The organism is Sanguibacter suarezii NBRC 16159, assembly GCF_001552735.1.
Lineage (GTDB): Bacteria > Actinomycetota > Actinomycetes > Actinomycetales > Cellulomonadaceae > Sanguibacter > Sanguibacter suarezii.
Genome location: NZ_BCRT01000021.1, coordinates 156,682 through 175,310 on the forward strand (window position 1 = coordinate 156,682; position 18,629 = coordinate 175,310).

The window sequence follows — 18,629 nt, forward strand, 5'->3', positions numbered from 1 at the left end:
AGCACTCAGCGGGGGCTCGGGGCGGGTGAGCCGGGGCGGAGGGGTCAGCGGCCTAGGCGGCGTTCTCGGACGGCGTAGGAGCGGAGGGCTCGGAGATAGTCCACCCGGCGGAAGTCGGGCCAGTAGGCCTCGCAGAAGTAGAACTCCGAGTGGGCGCTCTGCCATAGCAGGAACCCGCCCAGGCGCTGCTCGCCGGAGGTGCGGATGACCAGCTCAGGGTCGGGCTGACCCTTGGTGTAGAGGTGCTCGGCGATGTTGTCGACGTCGATGCTCTCGGCGATGTCGGCGAGGGTGGCACCGGCCTCGGCGCGCTCGCGCAGGAAGTCCCGCACGGCGTCGGCGATCTCGTGGCGCCCGCCGTAGCCGATGGCGACGTTGACGTGGAGGCCGTCGACTCCCTCGGTCTCGGCCTGGGCCGCCCGCAGCCGGTCCGCGAGCCGGTCCGGCAGCGCGTCCAGGCGCCCGACGACGCGCAGCCGCCAGCGCTTGCTCTCCGCCAGCGCGCAGACGGTGTCCTCGATGATGGTCAGCAGCGCGTCGAGCTCGTCGGCCTTGCGGGAGAGGTTGTCCGTGGACAGCATCCACAAGGTCACCACCTCGATGCCGAGGTCCTCGCTCCAGCCGAGAAACTCCTCGATCTTGTCCGCACCTCGCCGGTGACCGTGGGCGGCGGGCTCGCCGAAGGACTTCGCCCAGCGCCGGTTGCCGTCGAGGATGACTCCCACGTGGCGCGGCAGCGACTGGTGGGCGAGAGAGGCTGCGAGGCGCTTCTCATAGAGCCCGTACAGCAGGTCAGGCATTCGCACGCGCATCCCTCCGAGGTGTTCACTGCAGACGAGGACACGGTACCGGAGCGGACCCCTGTGTGGGAAAGGTGCAAAGTGACCGGTCTTCACCGGAAATTTGAGCCTACTGACCAGTAACCTACGTCTGCGTAGGTTAATCTCGGGGGTGACGCAGAACCCCACCACGAGGAGCACTTCATGGCCATGACCTCCCCGGCCGACATGCCCGACTCCTCTCCCACCTCTCCCCAGACCTCACCGGAGACGATCGACGCAGTCGTCGACGCCGGTCTGGTCCGGCCGAGCGACAAGCCGCGCCTGCGCGGCTGGGTGCACGCCATCACCTTCCCGATCGCCCTCGTGGCGAGCATCGTCCTGGTCTCCGTCGCCCCGCCGGTGGCCGGCAAGGTCTCGACCGCGATCTTCGGGCTGAGCGCGATCCTGCTCTTCGGCACGAGCGCCGTCTACCACCTGGGCACCTGGTCGCCGCGGACCGCAGCGGCGCTGCGCCGGGCCGACCACTCCAACATCTTCCTCATCATCGCCGGCACGTACACGCCGCTGGCGGTGCTCATCCTGCCCACGGACATGGCGACCGTGCTGCTGATCATCGTCTGGGTCGGCGCCGTGCTCGGCATCGCCGCCCGGAACATCTGGCTCGGCGCCCCACGCTGGGTCTACGTCCCGATCTACCTCGCCCTGGGGTGGGTCGCGGTCGGGTACATGCCCCAGTTCTGGACCTACGGCAGCCCGGCGATCGTCTGGCTGGTCTGCGTGGGCGGCCTCGCCTACACCGTCGGAGCCGTGTTCTACGCCCTCAAGCGCCCCAACCCGGTCCCGGGCTGGTTCGGCTTCCACGAGCTCTTCCACGTGCTCACGGTGGTGGGCTATGGCTGCCACTACACAGCCATCATGCTCGCCGCCCAAGCCGCCTGACCCGGCGCTGGCGACTGCAGCTGCGCCACGGGCTCAGACAGTCCGCACCAGTGGCACGACGCCGTAGCGCCGGTTGGCCAGCGAGGGGTTGCGTTCCCGTTCCGTCATGATGCCGGCCGCGTCGATGTCAGCGCTGGTCACTGCGGCGCTGTCGCCGAGCTCGCACCCGATCGCGCCGTCCGGCCCGACGAGCAGCGAGTGCCCGCTGACGCCCTTGCCGGCCTGCCCGACGGCGAGCACCGCGCAGGTGTTCTCGATCGCCCGCGCACGGGCGAGGACCGTCCACTGCTCGACCTTGCCGGGGCCGGCGGCCCAGGCCGCCGGAACCACGAGCACCTGCGCGCCGGCGTCGACCAGGCGGCGGGCGCTCTCGGGGAAGCGCAGGTCGTAGCAGGTCATGACACCGACGGTGAGGTCGCCGACCGGCACGACGAGCGGCTCCGCGGCGGGGTCGCCGGCCTGGAAGCGGTCGGACTCACGGTGGCCGAAGGCATCGTAGAGGTGGACCTTGGCGTAGCTCCCCACGACCTCTCCCCCGCGCACCACGACGACGACGTTGCTCGCGCGCGCAGGCGCCCGCCCCGCGTCGTCGTGCACCGCGTCGTCGTGCACTGCGTCGTGCCCCGCGCCCTCGTGGTCGGCGGTGGTGACCATCCCGGCCACGATCGTCATCCCCGTGGTGGCGGTCTGTTCGCGCAGCAGCCGGACGAAGGGTCCGGTCAGCGGCTCAGCGTGCTCGACGCCCACCCCGCGCGGGTCGTACCCGCTCGCGTACTCCGGCAGCACGAGCAGGTCCGCGCGGACCCGCGCGGCCTCCGCGAAGGCCTGACGCACCACGACGAGGTTCGCGCCGTGGTCGGCGCTCACCTCGAGCTGGGCGATCGTGACGCGCACCTAGACGCCGTCGCGGGTGGTGCCGGTGTCGCCGGGCGTCCCGTCACCCTCAGGTGCGGTCTTGTCACCGAAGGTGGCCGACGCGGTGGTCTCCACCCCTGCTCGGTGGTTGACCTTGCGCAGCTTCTTCGTCATGGAGAGCATGAGGAAGATCGCCACGATCACGACTGCGAAGATCGCCAGGAAGCCCTCGAGCCCCGGGGAGACGTCGGTCACCTCGAGGTCGGGGCGCATGGTCGGGACCCCGGAGGGGTCCTCGGTGCTCGTCGTCTCAGGAGTTGCGGCCTCGGTGAGGTGCAGGGCTGCTGCCGCACCGGGGTCGGCGAAGACGAGCGTGGTCTCGGAGCCGGTCATGCGTGGTGTCCCTCATTCCCTGTGATGCCTGAAAAAAGATCCGTCTCGGGGACGGACGTGGCCACCCTCGACTCGGCGAGCTCGTACTCCTCGACCGGCCACACCTCGACCTCGAGGTCGCGCGGGATGGCGAAGAAGAAGCCGTCCGGGTCGATCTGCGTCGCGTGGGCGCGCAGCGCGGCGTCGCGGGCGTCGAAGTAGTCCGCCACGGCGATCCGGGTGGTCACCTCCCGCTCGGGGATCTCCCGGGCGGCCCGCGACTCGACCCAGTCGCCGAAGGGCGACTCCAGCCCGGCGTCGAGCATCGCCTCGTGCATCCGGCGGATGCGCTGCATGGAGAAGTCGTGGTTGTAGTAGAGCTTGAGCGGCTCCCACGGCTCGCCGCGATCGCGGTACCGCTCGGCGTCGCCGGCGGTGTTGAAGGCTTCCTTGGCCACCCGGTGGGTCATGATGTGGTCCGGGTGGGGGTAGCCCCCGGTCGGGTCGTAGGTGGTCATCACGTGCGGACGGAACTCGCGCACGATCTCCACGAGCGGCGCCGCGGCCTCCTCCAGCGGAGTCAGCGCGAAGCAGCCCGGCGGCAGCGGCGGGAGGGGGTCGCCCTCAGGGAGACCGGAGTCGACGAAGCCCAGCCACCGGTGCTGCACGCCCAGCGCCCGCGCGGCCTCGGCCATCTCGACGGTGCGGATCTCTCGCATCTCGTCGAGGTCGGTGACCTCGCGGCCGTAGCTGGGGTTGAGGACGCTGCCCCGCTCACCGCCGGTGCAGCTGACGACGAGCACCTCCACACCCTCGGCGCTGTAGCGGGCTGTGGTCGCCGCGCCCTTGCTCGACTCGTCGTCCGGGTGCGCGTGCACGGCCATGAGCCGCAACGGTGAAGTGGTCACCGTGTCCTCCTAGGGATCGTGCTGGGTGCGCCACGACCCCCGCGCACCAGGCGATTTCGGTTGCGCGGGGATCGTGACAATAATCGACTACAGCCAATGATCCCCCAGAAGACCGTCAGGTCTGCACTCTGGCGGACGAGAACCCGCCGGAAAGGCGCACGCCGTGCCCGAGCAGCTCGACCCCAGCCCCGCCCTCACCCCCGACCACGATCCCGCTGTGGACGCTGTGGCCGCTGACGCCCACGCGGGGTCCCGGTACGCACCGGCGCCCAACCCGCGCTCGCGCCGACTCAAGATCGCCGGCGCCGTGGCCGGCATCGCCGTCGGCGTCGCCGGCGCCGCCTACCTGTCCTTCGGCAACCCGGGCAGCTCGGTGCGGGGGCAGGAGGTCTCCTACGCGGTGAAGAGCTCGGAGGTGGTCGAGATGACCTTCAACGTCGCCAAGCCCAAGGACGCCACGGTGGTGTGCACGCTCAACGCGCTCAACACCAACTACGCCCAGGTGGGGACCAAGACGGTGACCATCGGCCCCTCCGACGTGGGAGAAGCCCGGTTCACCGTCGACATCGCCACGACCGAGCTCGCCGTGACCGCGGTGATCGAGTCCTGCGAGCTCAGCGACTGACCTGTTCGCCGAGGTCTGGCCGTTGCGACGAGGCAATTGCTACACTGCTCTATTCAGACGCTGACCCGGTGAGCGATCTGGCGATTCTTCATCGCCTGGTCACGGCACATGCACTGAAGCCGGGGGCAGTGCCGCAGCGTACCCAGTACGCCATCGGCCCACTCCTGCTGACGTCTACTGCAGCACAGGGGCCCGCGCGAGAAGACCACACCCGATGCACTACGGACACATTCAGCGTGTCTTAGGTTCTTAAGCAAGGAAGGAGCGACCTGTGACCGAGACGAACGTCACCTGGCTGACGCAGGAGGCACACGACCGACTCCAGGCCGAGCTCGCGCACCTCAGCGGAGAGGGCCGGGACGAGATCATCGACCGTATCGCGAGGGCTCGCGACGAGGGCGACCTCAAGGAGAACGGTGGCTACCACGCCGCGCGCGAGGAGCAGGCCAAGAACGAGGCCCGCATCAAGGAGCTCACCGCGAAGCTGCGCACGGTCCGGATCGGCTCTCCCGAGGACGACGGTGTCGTCGAGCCGGGCATGGTCGTGACGGCGCTCGTGGGCGGTGACGAGATGGTGTTCCTGCTCGGTTCGCGCGAGATCGCGGACACGGCGGACATCGACGTCTACTCCGAGCGTTCCCCGCTCGGTGCCGCGATCCACGGCAAGAAGGTCGGCGAGAAGGCCAGCTACACGGCGCCGAACGGCAAGCAGATCGACGTCGAGGTCATCAACGCCAAGCCCTACGAGGGCTGACCTCCAGCAGCACTGCACGACCACGGCGGGGCCGCACCGGGACGATCCGGTGCGGCCCCGCCGTCGTGCATCCGCCGTCGTGGACCCGGCGCCGTGCATCCGCCGTCGTGGACCCGGCGCCGCCGGGGCGCCGCGCTACTCGCTGAGGCTGTACCCCTCGGCACGCAGGTGGTCGAGGAGGGCGGCGCAGTGCTCGGGGCCCTTCGTCTCGACCTGCATGGTCACCTCGACCTCGTCGATCGCCAGGTCCACCCCGGTGCGCACGTGATCGACATGCATGACGTTGCCACCCGAGGAGGCGAGGTCCTGCAGCAGACCCGCCAGGGCCCCAGGCCGGTCGATGAGGCGCACCCGCAGCTGCAGGTAGCGCCCGGCGGAGGCCAGGCCGTGGCGCACCACCCGCAGCAGCACCAGCGGGTCGATGTTGCCGCCGGAGAGCACCGCGACCACGGGGCCCTCGTACTCCCCCGGGTAGGCCATGAGCGCCGCGACCCCGGCCACCCCGGCCGGCTCGACGACGAGCTTGGCCCGCTCGGCGATGAACAGCAGCGCCCGGGAGATGTCTTCCTCGGAGACGGTGCGGATCTGCGCGCCACCGTCGCGGATGATCTCGAAGGGCACGTGCCCCGGCGTGCTCACCGCGATGCCGTCGGCCATCGTGGAGGCGGTGGTCGCCCGGGTGGGCACCCCCGCGGCGAGCGACCCGAGGTACCCGCCCGCCCGGGCGGACTGCACCCCGACGACCGTGACGTGCGGGGCGATCTCGGCGAAGGCCGCCACGATCCCGGCGGCGAGCCCACCACCGCCGACCGGCACCACGACGGTGCGCACGTCGGGCACCTGCTCAAGGATCTCCAGGGCGATGGTCCCCTGACCGGCCACGACGTCCTCGTGGTCGTAGGGGTGGATGAGCACGGCACCGCTGCGCACGGACTCCTCGTGGGCGGCGGCGAGCGCGTCGTCGACCGAGGTGCCCACCAGGCGCACCTCCGCGCCGTACTCGCGGGTCGCCGCGATCTTGGGCAGGGCCGCGTCGGTGGGCATGTACACGACCGCCCGGATACCGAGCAGGCGAGCCCCCAGGGCCACGCCCTGGGCGTGGTTGCCGGCGCTGGCCGCGACCACCCCGCGGGCCTTCTCCTCCTCGGTCAGCCGCGCCATCCGCACGTACGCGCCGCGCAGCTTGAACGACCCGGAGCGCTGGAGGTTCTCGCACTTGAGGAACACCGGTGCGCCGACCACGGAGGCCAGCGCGCTGGAACGCTCGACCGGGGTCACCGTGACCACACCCTCGAGCATGGTCGCGGCCTCACGGATGTCGTCGATCCCTACGCGCAGGTGCGAGCGACGGACAGCGACCTGTGGGTCGTGGGTCATGAGTTTCCCTTGGGCGTGCGCGGGAGCTTGGACAGGAACTTGTCGAGGGCGGTGATGCCCGTCCCGCCCTGGTCGGTGGGGCCGTCGCCGACGAGGCGCTCGGCGCTGGTGATCATCACCGCACGCCTCCCGGCGGGCCGGATGTTCACATGGTCCTCGAAGCCGAGCTCGGGGAACTTGTCATGACCGTGGAAGTAGAGCACCACGGTGTTGAGGACCGCTGCGATCGGCACCGCGAAGAGCGCCCCGACGATCCCGGCGACGAGCGTGCCGCCGGTGACCACGAGCAGCACGGCGACCGGGTGCAGGGAGACGGCGTGACCCATCAGCCAGGGCTGGAGGACGTTGGACTCGATCTGCTGCACCAGCAGGACGATGCCGAGCATGATGAGCCCGGCCACCCAGCCCTTGGCGACCAGCGCCACGAGGACCGCGATGGCGCCGGTGACGATCGCGCCGACGAAGGGCACGAAGGACCCGATGAAGACGAGCACACCGAGCGGCACAGCCAGCGGGATCCCCAGGATCGCCGCACCGACGCCGATGCCGACCGCGTCGATGAAGGCCACCAGGATCTGCGTGCGGGCGTAGGAGGCCAGCGTGACCAGACCGCGCCGGCCCGCCTGGTGGGTGCGCTCACGCGTGTGGCGGGGCAGCAGCCCGACGACCCAGCTCCAGATCCGGCGCCCGTCGATGAGGAAGAACAACGTGCAGAACAAGGCGATGACCGCGCCGGCGAGGACCTGGCCGACGGTCGTGGTCACCGACAGCGCGCCGGAGACCAGCGTCCCGCTGTTCTTCTCGATCGCCTCGACGACGTCGTCGATGTAGGCGTCGATGGAGACGGCCTCCAGCCCGAACGGCCCGCTGGCGAGCCAGTCGAGCCCCTGCTGGATCCCTTCGGCAGCCTTGTCCCAGAGGTCGGCGAAGCCGTTGATGATCTGGTTGCCGGCGAGGACGATGAGCCCGATGATCACCGCGACCAGTCCGACCACCGAGGTGGTCGCGGCCAGCGCGACCGGGAAGCGCAGACGCACCCGCAGGAAGGCGGCGAGCGGCTGCAGCAGGACCGTGAGCAACAGCGCGATCGCGACCGGGATGACGATGACCTTGAAGATGCTGATGAGCCAGAACACCAGGGCGAGGCCGGCGGCGATGGTCAGGAAGCGCCAGGACCAGGCAGCTGCGGACCGGACGCTGGGGGCCACCGCGTCGGCGCCGACGCGGTGCTTGGCTCCGGTCGCCGCCCCGAGGGTCTGTGAGGTCACCCGGGCGGTCGTGCCGTTGTGGACCACGCCGTCAGCGGTGGTGGTCGAGGTGGTGCTGGAGGTGCTGGTGTCAGAGGCCGGCGTGGGGTCGGCGGCCGCGCCCTGCGGCGCGGCGTCGTCCTGCGGATCGGTGGTGCCTTGTGGATCGACGCCCATCGGGTGCGCTGCCCTTCGTCGGAGTGTCTTCTCGTCAGGACGGTGGCCTGAGTCCTGGTGCGCCGTGCTGACATGCACGAGCGCACCTGCAAGGCTACGACTCCTCGAGCCAGGGAACAGCCAGAACACTCCTGGTGTTCGCACTCATGGGGAGAACTCCCCCAAAGATTCACTACTGCGGAGGTCTCATGTTCGGCTCGCTGTTCGGTTCGTCCCTCAAGACGACCATGGTCACCCCCGACCGGGCCCTCCCCGGGCGGTCTGCGCCGTCGTACACCGTGCCCACCACGCACGCCGTCCTCGGGACGCCGCTGGCGGGCCCGTGGCCGGAGGGCACGCGTGTCATCTACCTCGCCCTGGGCTGCTTCTGGGGCGCCGAGAAGGAGTTCTGGCAGCTGCCCGGGGTCGTGACCACCGCCGCCGGCTACCAGGGCGGCTTCACGCCGTACCCGACGTACGAAGAGGTGTGCACCGCGATGACCGGGCACACCGAGGCCATCATGGTGGCCTACGACCCCGCGGTGATCTCCGACGCGGAGATCCTGCGCCACTTCTGGGAGTCCCACGACCCCACCCAGGGCTTCCGCCAGGGCAACGACGTGGGCACCCAGTACCGCTCGGCGATCTACTGGACGACGCCGGAGCAGGAGACCCTCGCCCGGCGCACCGCCGAGACCTTCGGCGCGAGCCTCGCCGAGCGCGGATTCGGTCAGGTCACCACGGACCTGCGCCCGGCGCAGGAGGCCGGTCCCTTCTACTACGCCGAGGGCTACCACCAGCAGTACCTGGCGAAGAACCCCAACGGCTACTGCCCGGTGCACTCCACCGGCGTGGCCTGCGCGGTGCCAGAGGGCGTCTGAGGGCGTCTGAGGGCGTCTGAGGGCGTCTGAGCCTGCGGTCCGCCGGTCTGCGTGACCGGCGGGCCCACCCGCGCCCGGCTCCGCTGGACGCGACGGCCCGAGGGCTTGGGCCTAGCCTCGAAGAATGACCACTCACCCGACGATCTTCGTCACCCTTCCCGTCGCAGAGATCACCGCCTCGCGGACGTTCTGGTCGACGCTGGGCTACTCCTTCAACGAGCAGCTGAGCGACGACACAGCGCTGTGCGTGGCGTTCAGCGACTCGATCTTCGCGATGATGCTCCGCCGGGACCGTTTCGAGACCTTCACCGACAAGCCCGTGGCCGACGCCTCGAGCACGACGCAGATGCTCATCGGGCTCACGACTCCCACCCGTGCCGACGTCGACACTCTCGTGGACGCCGCGGTCGCCGCCGGGGGGACCGAGCTGCACCTGCCCGAGGTGTCCATGGAGGTGCGGGCCTTCAGCGACCTCGACGGTCATGGGTGGGAGATCATGTGGACGGACCCCCGGACGGCCGAGCCCGCCGCCGAGACGGGTGAACCGGGCTCCGAGCCTGCCTAGCGGTTGCCGCGCTTGCCCAGGCGCTTGCCGGTGAGCTTGCCGCCGCGGGCGGCGGCCTTGCGAGCCCCGGCGGCCTTGCGGTCCGCTGCCTGACGGGCCGCCGCGGCCTTCTCCTGGGCCTTGGTCCGCACCTTGGGCGCGGACGTCTTCGCGCTGGTCTCCTCGGCCTGCTTGGCGGCGGCGACGCGGCCCCGTGAGCTGTTCGCGGTGCGGCCGCGAACGATCCCGATGAACTCCTCGACGAGGTCGGTCATGTTCTCCTCGACCCAGACGAAGCCGATCCGGGAGGACGGGGCGCCGGTCACCGGGCGGTAGGTGAGGTCCTTGCGGTGGTGCAGCCGGGCCACCGACTGGGGCACCACGACGACGCCGATGCCCGCGGCCACGAGCTCGATCGCCCCCGCCGTGGTCTCCGGGCGCTCGAGGGCCGGCTTCCCGGGAGTGGTGTCCCACTCCAGCAGGTCGTCCTGCGGGTGCAGGAACACCTCGTCCGCGAGGTCGAGCACGCTCACCTCGTCGAAGGCGGCGATCGCGTGGTCGACGGGGACCACGACGACGGGGATCTCGGTGTACAGCGGGATGACGCTCAGGCCGTCCTGCTCGAGCGGCAGGCGGAGCAGACCGGCGTCCACCTCGCCTGAGCGCAGCGTCGCGCCGCGGTCGGTGACGTCGACGGGGACGAGCGTGAGCGGCACGTCGGGCAGCCGGTCGCGCCAGACGCCGACCCACTTCGCCGGAGTCACCCCGGGTGCGAAGGCGAGCCGGAACACCGGCCCGGCGGGCGCGTCCGGGCCTGTCTGCTCGTCCTGGGACGCCTCGTCGGGCTGCTGGGGGGCTGCGGGGGAGGTGGCGTCCTGCGGGTCGTCCTGAGGGTCGTTGTGCACACAGTCAGGCTACCCGCCGAAAGGTCGATACCCTTAGACCATGACGTCCCAGAAGACCCCCCAGACCATGAAGCCCGCGACCGCGGCCAAGAAGCTGGGCGTGTATCTGCCTGCGACACCCCAGGAGTTCCAGGAGAGCGTGATCTCCCGCGACGAGCTGAACGCCTTGCAGAGCAACCCGCCCGAGTGGCTCGTCGAGCTCCGCAAGAACGGACCGCACCCGCGTCCCATCGTCGCCGCCCGTCTGGGCGTCTCCATCGCGGGCCTGGCCCGCGGCGGTGTGACCGAGGCGCTGACCACCGACGAGATCAACGAGCTGCGCGAGGAGGAGCCGGACTGGCTCGTCCGCGAGCGCAAGATCCAGCTCGAGGTCCTCGCCGAGGAGGAGCGCGTCCGCGAGCGCGACGCCAAGCTCGCTGCCAAGGCCGAGCGCCGCGCCGGCACCTCCGGTCGCTCCTGACCGCACACGCACGACGCACGTCCCGCACGACCGAACGGCCGGCTCCCCTGAAGGGTGCCGGCCGTTCGTGCGTCCGTCAGCCCCGCTGCGACCCAGCCCCCGCCGACTCCGCCGACTCCGGAGCGCCGCCACCGGCGTCGGAGTGACCGAGGCTGCGCCCGGGGGCGACCCGGTCTCGCACGAGCTGCTTGAGCACGGTGATCTCCGGGAAGCCGCCGTCGACCTTGCGGTTCCAGATGGTCTCCGAGCCCACGGCGATGCGGAACACCCCGCCGGTGGCGGGCACGAGCGCCACCTCGGCGAGGTCGTCGGAGAAGGTGGTGAGCAGCTCCTGGGCCATCCACGCCGCGCGCAGCAGCCACTTGCACTGCGTGCAGTAGGTGATCTGGACCCGCGCCTTGGGCTCGGGCGCAGGCGTCTCGAGGGTCAGGCTGATCGCCTGGGCGACGGCGTCGTCGTCGGCGCTCGTGGTGGTGGTCATCGGGCCAGCGCCTGCTCGAGGTCGGCCAGCAGGTCTGCCACGTCCTCGATGCCGACCGAGACCCGCACGAGATCGTCGGGGACCTCCAGGACGGACCCGGCGACCGAGGCGTGCGTCATCTTCCCGGGGTGCTCGATGAGCGACTCCACCCCGCCGAGGGACTCCGCGAGGGTGAAGAACTTCGTGCGGGAGACGACGTCGAGCGCACTGTCCAGGGACCCGGTGCGGAAGGAGATCATCCCGCCGAAGGCTGACATCTGCCGGGCGGCCAGGGCGTGCTGGGGGTGGCTGGGCAAGCCCGGGTAGAGCACGGAGGCCACGTGCGGGTGGGCCTCGAGGAAGAGTGCGACCTCCCCGGCGTTCTGGCTGTGCCGCTCCATCCGCACCCCGAGGGTCTTCAGCCCGCGCAGGGTGAGCCAGGAGTCGAAGGGCCCGGCGATCGCGCCGGCGGCGTTCTGCAAGAAGCCGACCGCGTCGGCGAGGGTCTGGGACCCGGTCGGGCCGGTCGCTCCCCCGGGCAGCACCGCCCCGGTCGCTGTGACCACGGCGCCGCCCACGACGTCGGAATGCCCGCCGATGTACTTGGTGGTGGAGTGCACCACGGCGTCCGCGCCGAGGGTGAGCGGGCGCTGCAGGGCGGGGGTGGCAAAGGTGTTGTCGACGACGAGCAGCGCACCGGCGGCGTGGGCCACCTCGGCCAGCGCGGGGATGTCGCTCACCCCGAGCAGCGGGTTGGACGGCGTCTCGACCCACACCACGGCCGTGCGGCCGGGCTGGATCGCCGCGGCGACCGCGACCGGGTCGGAGGTGTTGACCGGGGTGAAGTCGATGCCCCAGGCGGCCAGCACCTTCGAGACGAGCCGGTAGGTGCCGCCGTAGGCGTCGTCCGGGATGACCAGGTGCCCGCCGGGGCGCATGACGGCGCGCAGCAGCGTGTCCTCGGCCGCCAGCCCCGAGGAGAAGGCGAAGGCCCGCGAGCCCAGCTCGACCGAGGCCAGCGCCTCTTCCAGGGCGGTGCGGGTCGGGTTGCCCGAGCGGGAGTACTCATACCCCCCGCGCAGACCGCCCACGCCGTCCTGCTTGTACGTGGAGACCTGGTAGATCGGCGGGACGACGGCGCCGGTCGCGGCGTCGGGATCCTGCCCGGCATGGATCGCCCGCGTCGCAAAGCCGGCCGCGGACCAGTCTGGGTGCTCACTCAAGTTCGTCACCCACCCAGGCTATCCCCCACCCCAAGACCCCCCTCCGCTGAGTGCACGAAAAAGCGCGTGTCGCCCCGGCGTGTCGCGTGCATAATCGTGCACTCAGCGGGCGCCCGGGGCGGGGGCGTGTGGGTGGGTGGTGGGGTTAGTGGGCGAGGAAGCCGAGGAGGTCGTGGCGGGTGAGGACGCCTACCGGGAGGCCGCCGTCGATGACCATGACGGCGTCGTCGGACTGCAGGGCGGTGCGGACGGTGTCCACCGGCTCCCCCGCCCCGATGAGCGGGAGCCGGGCAGACATGTGCGGCGCCACGGTGTCGGTGAGCGCGGCCGCCCCGGAGAACACGGCGTCGAGCAGCTCGCGCTCGCTGACCGCCCCGGCGACCTCACCGATGACCACGGGGGGCTCGGCGAGCACCACGGGCATCTGGGAGACGCCGAACTCCCGCAGGATCTCGATCGCGTCGCGCACCGTCTCGGTGGGATGGGTGTGCACGAGGTCCGGCAGCGCCCCGGACTTGCCACGCAGGATGTCCCCCGCGGTGACGCCCTGCTCAGCGCCGATGAAGCCGTAGGACCGCATCCAGGAGTCGGAGAAGATCTTGGACATGTACCCCCGACCGGAGTCGGGCAGCAGCACGACGATGACCGCCTCGGCCGCAGCGGCCGGGTCCTCCTCCTGCAGTCGCCGTGCCAGGCGCAGCGCGGCGACCACAGCCATCCCGCAGGAGCCGCCCACCAGCAGGCCCTCCTCCCGGGCCAGGCGCCGGGTCATGGTGAAGGAGTCCGCGTCGGAGACGGCGATGATCTCGTGCGGGACGGTGGGGTCGTAGGCCGCCGGCCAGAAGTCCTCGCCGACTCCCTCCACGAGGTAGGGCCGCCCGGTACCGCCGGAGTAGACCGAGCCTTCCGGGTCCGCGCCCACCACGTGCACCTCACCGCCCTCGCGGCCTGCGGAGACGTCCCGCAGGAAGCGTCCCGTCCCGGTGATCGTGCCGCCGGTGCCCACTCCGGTGACGAAGTGCGTCACGCGGCCGTCGGTGTCCGCCCAGATCTCCGGACCGGTGGTCTCGTAGTGGCTCGCGGGGCCGGCCGGGTTGGAGTACTGGTTCGGCTTCCAGGCGCCCTCGATCTCGGTGACCAGCCGGTCGGAGACGGAGTAGTAGGAGTCCGGGTGGTCCGGGGCGACGGAGGTGGGCGTGACCACCACCTCCGCGCCGTAGGCCTTGAGCACGTCCCGCTTGTCGACCGAGACCTTGTCCGGGCACACGAAGACGCAGCGGTAGCCCTTGCGCTGGGCCACCAGCGCCAGCCCGACGCCGGTGTTGCCCGACGTCGGCTCCACGATCGTGCCGCCCGGGCGCAGCGCTCCGCTGGCCTCGGCCTCTTCGATCATCTTCAGCGCGATGCGGTCCTTGACCGACCCGCCGGGGTTGACGTACTCGACCTTCGCCAAGATCGTCGCCGACAGGCCCTCGGTCACCGCCCCCAGCCTCACCAGAGGAGTGTTCCCGACCAGCTCGCTGACATGCTCGGCGTATCTCATGTCCCCACGGTAGCGACCGTCACAGCCGCGGGACCACCGTGGGTCCGTCCTGGCCCAGGATCACGTCCAGGCGCAGCGCCCCGGGCACGTCCTCCTGGATCACGTAGAGGACGTGCGCGGCTCCCAAGCGCGCGGCGGGCAGCTCGACGACCGTGTAGCGCGGGCCGGCCATCAGCCGTTCCTTGAGCACGGCCCGGAAGTCGTCGGAGGAGCGCACGGTCCCCTCCATCGAGGAGATGTTCGCGCTGGACCCATGGGTGATCGCCCGGACGTAGGTGTGCACCGCGTTGCTGGGAGACCGCGGTCCCAGGCCGCTGTCCAGGGCGGGCCGGTCCGGCTGACCGTAGAGCGGCTGGATCGAGACCAGCCGCGTGCCGTCGAAGGACGGGCCTGTGACCGTCGCGCCGCTCGCGTCGACGTTGCGACCGGGGGCCCACGAGAGGGCGTACCCGGCGGAGGTGACCGTGCTGGGGCCCTCGGCGTGGTGCGAGGTCGTGGCGACCATGACCCGAGCCACCGGCGTCCCGTCCGGGGTGGACCCGACGACCGCGACGTCGGTGGCCTCGACGGTGACCGCGACGGGCCACGTCTGGGTGTCCGCGCTGACTGCGAGAGAGGTCGCCTGAGACTGGAGATAGGAGGCCTGCGCCTGGACGAAGGCCCGGGGCTGGCTGTCGAGGTTGAGGTGCTCGGAGAGCTGCTCGGGGACCTCGGTCGGATCGGCCGACGCGTCCAGGAGCGTCGGGGCGGCCTGTGGCTCGTCCGGGAGGGTCCGTACGGGGACGGCGGGCTGGAGCGTGTACCGGTCCTCGAGCGCCTGGAGCATGAGCACCAGCCTGTCGGCCTGCGTCTGCGCCTGGACCTGCGTGCGGCTGGAGGAGTCGGCGACCGGTTCGAGGGGGACCATGGACTCCGCCTCGGCGCAGCCAGCCAGCACGGTCGTGGCCACAGCGCCGCTCAGCACTGCTGACACCAACCGTATAAAAGCCCCCAGACGCCTGTTCACCGGTACAGCCTGTCGCATCATGCCCGCGCTGGCATCACACCACAGACTGATTTCCTCGTCGTACTTTCGGCCGAGAGGTGGATGGCCGTCCCAGGGGCGGAGCGTCCTCAGACGCTGTGTGGCCGCCCTCCCAGAGGGAGGACGGCCACACAGCAGGCACGAGGGGTGAGGGTCAGCCGACGCCCACGATGTCGACGACGAAGACGAGCGTGGCGCCCGGGCCGATGCCCGCCTGCGGCACGCCGCGCTGGCCGTAGCCGAGCTCCGGCGGGATGGAGAGCAGCACGCGGGAGCCGACGAGCTGACCGACCAGGCCCTGGTCCCAGCCGCCGATCACAGCACCCAGCCCGATCGGGAAGTCGATCGTGGCACCGCGGTCGTAGGAGTTGTCGAAGACCTCGCCGCCCCAGGACTGGCCCAGGTAGTGCACGACGATGTTGTCTCCGGCGGCAACCTCTGCGCCGTCACCCTGGACGAGGACCTTGACCTGCAGGCCCTCGGGGGCGTCACCGGCGGGGAAGGTGATCTGCGGCTTCTCGCCGAATCCACCGGTGGCCTGGGGAAGTTCGATCGACATGTGTCGGTACCTCTCGTTGGTTGGTCGTGCTCAAGACGATGGTGTGGTGAATCAGTTGCGCAGGATCGCCAGCAGCCGCAGGAACTCCAGGTACAGCCAGATGAGCGTGACCATGAGGCCGAAGGCTGCCGACCAGGCGAACTTGGCGGGGACGCCGTTGCGCACACCGCGCTGGATGGCGTCGAAGTCGACGATGAGCGAGGCCGAAGCCAGGCCGACCGCGATCAGACCGATGACGATCCCCCAGCCGCCGCTGCGCAGCGGGCCGAACTCGCCGCCACCGACGTTCGCGAACATCAGCACGAGGTTGATGACGGAGAAGACGAGGTAGCCGACCATCGCGAACAGCAGCCAGCGGGTGAACCGCGGCGTGACGCGCACGCGTCCGGAGCGGAACAGCATGAGGCAGGCGGCGAAGGTGCAGACCGTGGCGAGCACGGCCTGGGGCACGATGCCGTTCCACTGCGACTCGTAGAACGCGCTGATCCCGCCGAGGAACACACCCTGGGCGATGGTGTAGCCCACGATGAGCACCGGGCTGGGCTCGCGCCGGAAGGCGTTGATCAGACCGAGGACCAGACCGACGATCGCACCGGCCCAGAACAGCTGCGGCATGGTCACCCAGGTGACCGCGCCGACGGCGACGAGCAGCGCGAGCAGCCCACCGGTCTTGATGATGACGTCGTCGTAGGTGAGCCGTCCGGTCTGGACGGGGGTTGCCGAGGGCGCGTCGTACATCGTGCCCAGCGTCGCGGCGTCGGGAGCCGCGTAGCCGGCTCCGTACTGCCCGTACTGGGGCGCCTGCCCGGCGGGTGCGCCGTTCAGCGGCGCGCCGTTGAGCGTCGTTCCGTTCGACTTACCGCCGAACACGTCGCTGTTAGCAAAGACTGGGTTTCCCACTCGTGCCTCCTGGTCGCGGTTCCGGTCCGACGCCGTGGCGCCAGCCGAGGGATCCTCGCTGGCCGGATGTTTGTGCTCTTCAAGAGTAGACAACGTACAACACGCCGCCAACGTTCCCAGAGCGCGGGACTGGACCGCACCCGCCAGGCCACGGGCCACCCTCTCGCAGGTCAGCACGGAACTAGCCAGGTGGCCGACTCAAGATCGGCCACATGGCGGTGGCGACCGAGCCGTGATGCTTGAAGGATGGACATGTCGCCTCGCACCGGTTGCGCCGGCGCCCCCACGGAAGAGAGAACGACATGATCGAGGTACACAGCCTCACCAAGAGGTACGGGCACAAGACCGCAGTCGACGACGTCACCTTCACCGTCGCCCCGGGGATCGTCACCGGATTCCTCGGCCCCAACGGCGCCGGCAAGTCCACCACCATGCGGATGATCGTCGGCCTGGACCGTCCCACCCAGGGATCGGTCACGGTCAACGGCAAGCCGTACAGCGCGCACCGCTCCCCCCTCACCGAGGTCGGCGCGCTGCTCGACGCCAAGGCCGTGCACACCGGCCGCAGCGCCTACAACCACCTGCGGGCGATGGCCGCCACCCACGGCATCCCGGTCTCCCGGGTGCACGAGGTCATCGAGATGACCGGGCTGACCTCGGTCGCCAAGAAGCGGGTCGGCGGCTTCTCCCTCGGCATGGGCCAGCGCCTGGGCATCGCCGTCGCGCTGCTCGGCAACCCCAAGACGCTGATCCTGGACGAGCCGGTCAACGGCCTCGACCCCGAGGGCGTGATGTGGGTCCGCCAGCTGGTGCGGTCCCTGGCGAACGAGGGGCGGACGGTCTTCCTGTCCAGCCACCTCATGAGCGAGATGGCGATGACGGCAGACCACATCGTCGTCATCGGCCGCGGCACGATCCTCGCCGACGCCCCGGTCTCGGAGATCCTCGCGGCGGCGTCGGGCAACGGTGTGCGGGTGCGCAGCCCGCAGGCCGCACAGCTCGCCGAGCTCATCACGCCGTCGGGCGCTCAGGTGACCAGCTCCGAGCCCGGGCTGCTCTACGTCAACGGCAGCAGCGCCGTCCAGATCGGCGAGCTGGCCGCCTCGGCCGGCCTCGTCCTGCACGAGCTGACCACCGTGGAGTCCACCTTGGAGGACGCCTACATGGAGCTCACTGCCGACTCTGTCGAGTACCACTCGACTCCCACCCACCCGGCGCCGGCGCCCGCCCCCGCACGCCCGAGCACCACCGCCATCGGAGGAAAGTGATGAGCACCGCCACCCCGACCCGTCCCGCACCCAGCCCCACCACGACGCGGTTCAACGTCACCTTCCCCCGGCTGCTGCGCAGCGAGACCATCAAGCTCTTCACGGTCCGCTCGACCATCTGGTCGATGTCCGTCGCGGTGGTCCTCGTCATCGGCTTCGCCGCCATCATGGCCTTCGCGTCCAAGAGCGAGGACGTCTTCGGGGGAACCAACGTCCCGGTCGGGGTGATGGCCGCGATCGTGGGCGTCTACTTCGCCCAGCTCGTCTACGTCGTCCTGGGGGTCATCGGCATCGGGTCGGAGTACTCCACCGGGATGATCCGTTCCACGTTGAGCGCCGCCCCCGCCCGGGTCCCGGCGCTGCTGGCCAAGACCGTCGTGCTCGGGGTGGCCTCCTTCGTGGTCTCCTTCATCTCCGTGCTGCTCGCCTTCGCCCTCGTCCAGGCCATCCTGTCCTCGACCACCCTCGGCGCGAGGCTGGGTGACCCAGAGGTGCTGCGGATGCTCGTGGGCGCCGCTCTCTACCTCTCCTTCCTCACGATGTTCTCCCTGGCCGTCGGGGCGATCGTGCGCAACACAGCGGCGGGGATCTCGATCATCGTCGGTCTGCTGCTCATCCTCCCCACCTTCCTGCCGCTCATCCCGTGGAATCCGCTCAAGGAGCTCGTGAAGTACCTGCCCAGCGTCGGTGACTCCGCCTTCGCTCCCCCGGACATGGGCGTGCACTCCACGTGGACCGGTTTCGCGATCCTCGTGGCGTGGACGGTGGGCGCCACGGTCGTGGCAGCGATCCTCATCAAGCGCCGCGACGCCTGACGCAGGTCGGCGTCACGCGCCGTCACGCCCCG

Annotated in this window: 21 protein-coding genes; 8 read left to right on the plus strand and 13 right to left on the minus strand. The window is 70.6% G+C overall.

Annotation, left to right across the window (positions count from 1 at the left end):
* Positions 1-44: 44 nt before the first annotated feature.
* On the minus strand, positions 45-806 hold the full coding sequence (locus SS2_RS14165; protein WP_066465840.1) for an isoprenyl transferase: 762 nt from the start codon (positions 804-806) through the stop codon (positions 45-47).
* Positions 807-989: 183 nt separating this feature from the next.
* Between SS2_RS14165 and trhA the strand changes: the two genes are divergently transcribed.
* Positions 990-1,721 (plus strand): PAQR family membrane homeostasis protein TrhA, encoded by a 732-nt coding sequence (gene trhA / locus SS2_RS14170; protein ID WP_439646329.1) that lies wholly within the window; start codon positions 990-992, stop codon positions 1,719-1,721.
* Positions 1,722-1,754: 33 nt separating this feature from the next.
* Here trhA and SS2_RS14175 read toward each other — a convergent pair whose 3' ends face one another.
* The 3 genes from SS2_RS14175 to mca are packed head-to-tail and all read right to left on the minus strand — an operon-like array spanning position 1,755 to position 3,856.
* The gene (locus SS2_RS14175; protein ID WP_066465220.1) at positions 1,755-2,615 is read right to left on the minus strand and encodes a carbon-nitrogen hydrolase family protein; all 861 of its coding nucleotides are present in this window, start codon (positions 2,613-2,615) and stop codon (positions 1,755-1,757) included.
* Positions 2,616-2,969, minus strand: coding sequence for a hypothetical protein (locus SS2_RS14180; RefSeq protein WP_066465221.1), 354 nt, complete (start codon positions 2,967-2,969; stop codon positions 2,616-2,618). It abuts the gene before it with no gap.
* On the minus strand, positions 2,966-3,856 hold the full coding sequence (gene mca / locus SS2_RS14185) for a mycothiol conjugate amidase Mca (RefSeq protein ID WP_066465222.1): 891 nt from the start codon (positions 3,854-3,856) through the stop codon (positions 2,966-2,968). The genes SS2_RS14180 and mca overlap by 4 nt, the downstream gene beginning before the upstream one ends.
* A gap of 163 nt (positions 3,857-4,019) precedes the next feature.
* Here mca and SS2_RS14190 point away from each other — a divergent pair, with 163 nt between their 5' ends.
* Together SS2_RS14190 and greA are read left to right on the plus strand one after the other, a co-directional pair.
* The gene (locus SS2_RS14190) at positions 4,020-4,481 is read left to right on the plus strand and encodes a DUF4307 domain-containing protein (RefSeq protein WP_066465224.1); all 462 of its coding nucleotides are present in this window, start codon (positions 4,020-4,022) and stop codon (positions 4,479-4,481) included.
* Between the two features lie 271 nt (positions 4,482-4,752).
* Positions 4,753-5,235 carry a transcription elongation factor GreA gene (gene greA, locus SS2_RS14195; protein ID WP_066465226.1) on the plus strand — a complete coding sequence of 161 codons (483 nt, stop codon included), beginning with the start codon at positions 4,753-4,755 and terminating at the stop codon, positions 5,233-5,235.
* A gap of 135 nt (positions 5,236-5,370) precedes the next feature.
* Here the strand turns inward: greA and ilvA are convergent, their stop codons facing one another.
* Together ilvA and SS2_RS14205 are read right to left on the minus strand one after the other, a co-directional pair.
* Positions 5,371-6,612 carry a threonine ammonia-lyase gene (gene ilvA / locus SS2_RS14200; RefSeq protein WP_066465228.1) on the minus strand — a complete coding sequence of 414 codons (1,242 nt, stop codon included), beginning with the start codon at positions 6,610-6,612 and terminating at the stop codon, positions 5,371-5,373.
* Entirely contained in the window at positions 6,609-8,036 is a 1,428-nt protein-coding gene (locus tag SS2_RS14205) for an AI-2E family transporter (RefSeq protein WP_083942265.1), read from the minus strand. Before SS2_RS14205 ends, ilvA begins: the two co-directional genes overlap by 4 nt.
* A gap of 188 nt (positions 8,037-8,224) precedes the next feature.
* On the opposite strand from SS2_RS14205, the gene msrA reads away from it, so the two are divergent.
* A complete protein-coding gene (gene msrA, locus SS2_RS14210; RefSeq protein ID WP_066465229.1) occupies positions 8,225-8,896 on the plus strand; it encodes a peptide-methionine (S)-S-oxide reductase MsrA in 672 nt (223 codons plus the stop codon).
* A gap of 124 nt (positions 8,897-9,020) precedes the next feature.
* Positions 9,021-9,461, plus strand: coding sequence for a VOC family protein (locus SS2_RS14215; protein WP_066465231.1), 441 nt, complete (start codon positions 9,021-9,023; stop codon positions 9,459-9,461).
* Here SS2_RS14215 and SS2_RS14220 read toward each other — a convergent pair.
* On the minus strand, positions 9,458-10,345 hold the full coding sequence (locus SS2_RS14220) for a LysR substrate-binding domain-containing protein (protein ID WP_083942266.1): 888 nt from the start codon (positions 10,343-10,345) through the stop codon (positions 9,458-9,460). The genes SS2_RS14215 and SS2_RS14220 overlap by 4 nt on opposite strands.
* A 40-nt stretch (positions 10,346-10,385) precedes the next feature.
* Between SS2_RS14220 and SS2_RS14225 the strand changes: the two genes are divergently transcribed.
* Complete coding sequence (locus tag SS2_RS14225) at positions 10,386-10,805, plus strand: DUF5997 family protein (protein ID WP_066465236.1); 420 nt, start codon at positions 10,386-10,388, stop codon at positions 10,803-10,805.
* 76 nt (positions 10,806-10,881) lie between these two features.
* Here SS2_RS14225 and SS2_RS14230 read toward each other — a convergent pair whose 3' ends face one another.
* From SS2_RS14230 to SS2_RS14255, 6 genes are all read right to left on the minus strand, one after another.
* Positions 10,882-11,286, minus strand: coding sequence for an Rdx family protein (locus SS2_RS14230; protein ID WP_083942267.1), 405 nt, complete (start codon positions 11,284-11,286; stop codon positions 10,882-10,884).
* Positions 11,283-12,488: a cystathionine gamma-synthase gene (locus SS2_RS14235; protein ID WP_066465846.1), complete on the minus strand. Its 1,206-nt coding sequence runs from the start codon at positions 12,486-12,488 to the stop codon at positions 11,283-11,285. Before SS2_RS14235 ends, SS2_RS14230 begins: the two co-directional genes overlap by 4 nt.
* 145 nt (positions 12,489-12,633) lie before the next feature.
* Entirely contained in the window at positions 12,634-14,031 is a 1,398-nt protein-coding gene (locus tag SS2_RS14240) for a cystathionine beta-synthase (RefSeq protein WP_066465238.1), read from the minus strand.
* A gap of 19 nt (positions 14,032-14,050) precedes the next feature.
* Complete coding sequence (locus SS2_RS14245) at positions 14,051-15,004, minus strand: hypothetical protein (protein ID WP_157607356.1); 954 nt, start codon at positions 15,002-15,004, stop codon at positions 14,051-14,053.
* Between the two features lie 205 nt (positions 15,005-15,209).
* The gene (locus SS2_RS14250) at positions 15,210-15,614 is read right to left on the minus strand and encodes an FKBP-type peptidyl-prolyl cis-trans isomerase (RefSeq protein ID WP_066465241.1); all 405 of its coding nucleotides are present in this window, start codon (positions 15,612-15,614) and stop codon (positions 15,210-15,212) included.
* A gap of 51 nt (positions 15,615-15,665) precedes the next feature.
* Positions 15,666-16,514, minus strand: a complete 849-nt coding sequence (locus SS2_RS14255; protein ID WP_066465243.1) for a Bax inhibitor-1/YccA family protein — start codon at positions 16,512-16,514, stop codon at positions 15,666-15,668.
* A gap of 302 nt (positions 16,515-16,816) precedes the next feature.
* On the opposite strand from SS2_RS14255, the gene SS2_RS14260 reads away from it, so the two are divergent.
* On the plus strand, positions 16,817-17,782 hold the full coding sequence (locus SS2_RS14260; RefSeq protein ID WP_066465245.1) for an ABC transporter ATP-binding protein: 966 nt from the start codon (positions 16,817-16,819) through the stop codon (positions 17,780-17,782).
* Positions 17,782-18,597, plus strand: coding sequence for an ABC-2 transporter permease family protein (locus tag SS2_RS14265; protein WP_066465247.1), 816 nt, complete (start codon positions 17,782-17,784; stop codon positions 18,595-18,597). Before SS2_RS14260 ends, SS2_RS14265 begins: the two co-directional genes overlap by 1 nt.
* Positions 18,598-18,629 lie beyond the last annotated feature (32 nt).

Coding starts and splice junctions, on each gene's coding strand:
- trhA (WP_439646329.1), top strand. CDS start 990: ATGACCTCCCCGGCCGACATGCCCGACTCCTCTCCCACCTCTCCCCAG.
- SS2_RS14240 (WP_066465238.1), bottom strand. CDS start 14,031: ATGAGATACGCCGAGCATGTCAGCGAGCTGGTCGGGAACACTCCTCTG.
- SS2_RS14250 (WP_066465241.1), bottom strand. CDS start 15,614: ATGTCGATCGAACTTCCCCAGGCCACCGGTGGATTCGGCGAGAAGCCG.
- SS2_RS14205 (WP_083942265.1), bottom strand. CDS start 8,036: ATGGGCGTCGATCCACAAGGCACCACCGATCCGCAGGACGACGCCGCG.
- SS2_RS14260 (WP_066465245.1), top strand. CDS start 16,817: ATGATCGAGGTACACAGCCTCACCAAGAGGTACGGGCACAAGACCGCA.
- SS2_RS14180 (WP_066465221.1), bottom strand. CDS start 2,969: ATGACCGGCTCCGAGACCACGCTCGTCTTCGCCGACCCCGGTGCGGCA.
- msrA (WP_066465229.1), top strand. CDS start 8,225: ATGTTCGGCTCGCTGTTCGGTTCGTCCCTCAAGACGACCATGGTCACC.
- SS2_RS14225 (WP_066465236.1), top strand. CDS start 10,386: ATGACGTCCCAGAAGACCCCCCAGACCATGAAGCCCGCGACCGCGGCC.
- SS2_RS14215 (WP_066465231.1), top strand. CDS start 9,021: ATGACCACTCACCCGACGATCTTCGTCACCCTTCCCGTCGCAGAGATC.
- SS2_RS14230 (WP_083942267.1), bottom strand. CDS start 11,286: ATGACCACCACCACGAGCGCCGACGACGACGCCGTCGCCCAGGCGATC.
- SS2_RS14265 (WP_066465247.1), top strand. CDS start 17,782: ATGAGCACCGCCACCCCGACCCGTCCCGCACCCAGCCCCACCACGACG.
- ilvA (WP_066465228.1), bottom strand. CDS start 6,612: ATGACCCACGACCCACAGGTCGCTGTCCGTCGCTCGCACCTGCGCGTA.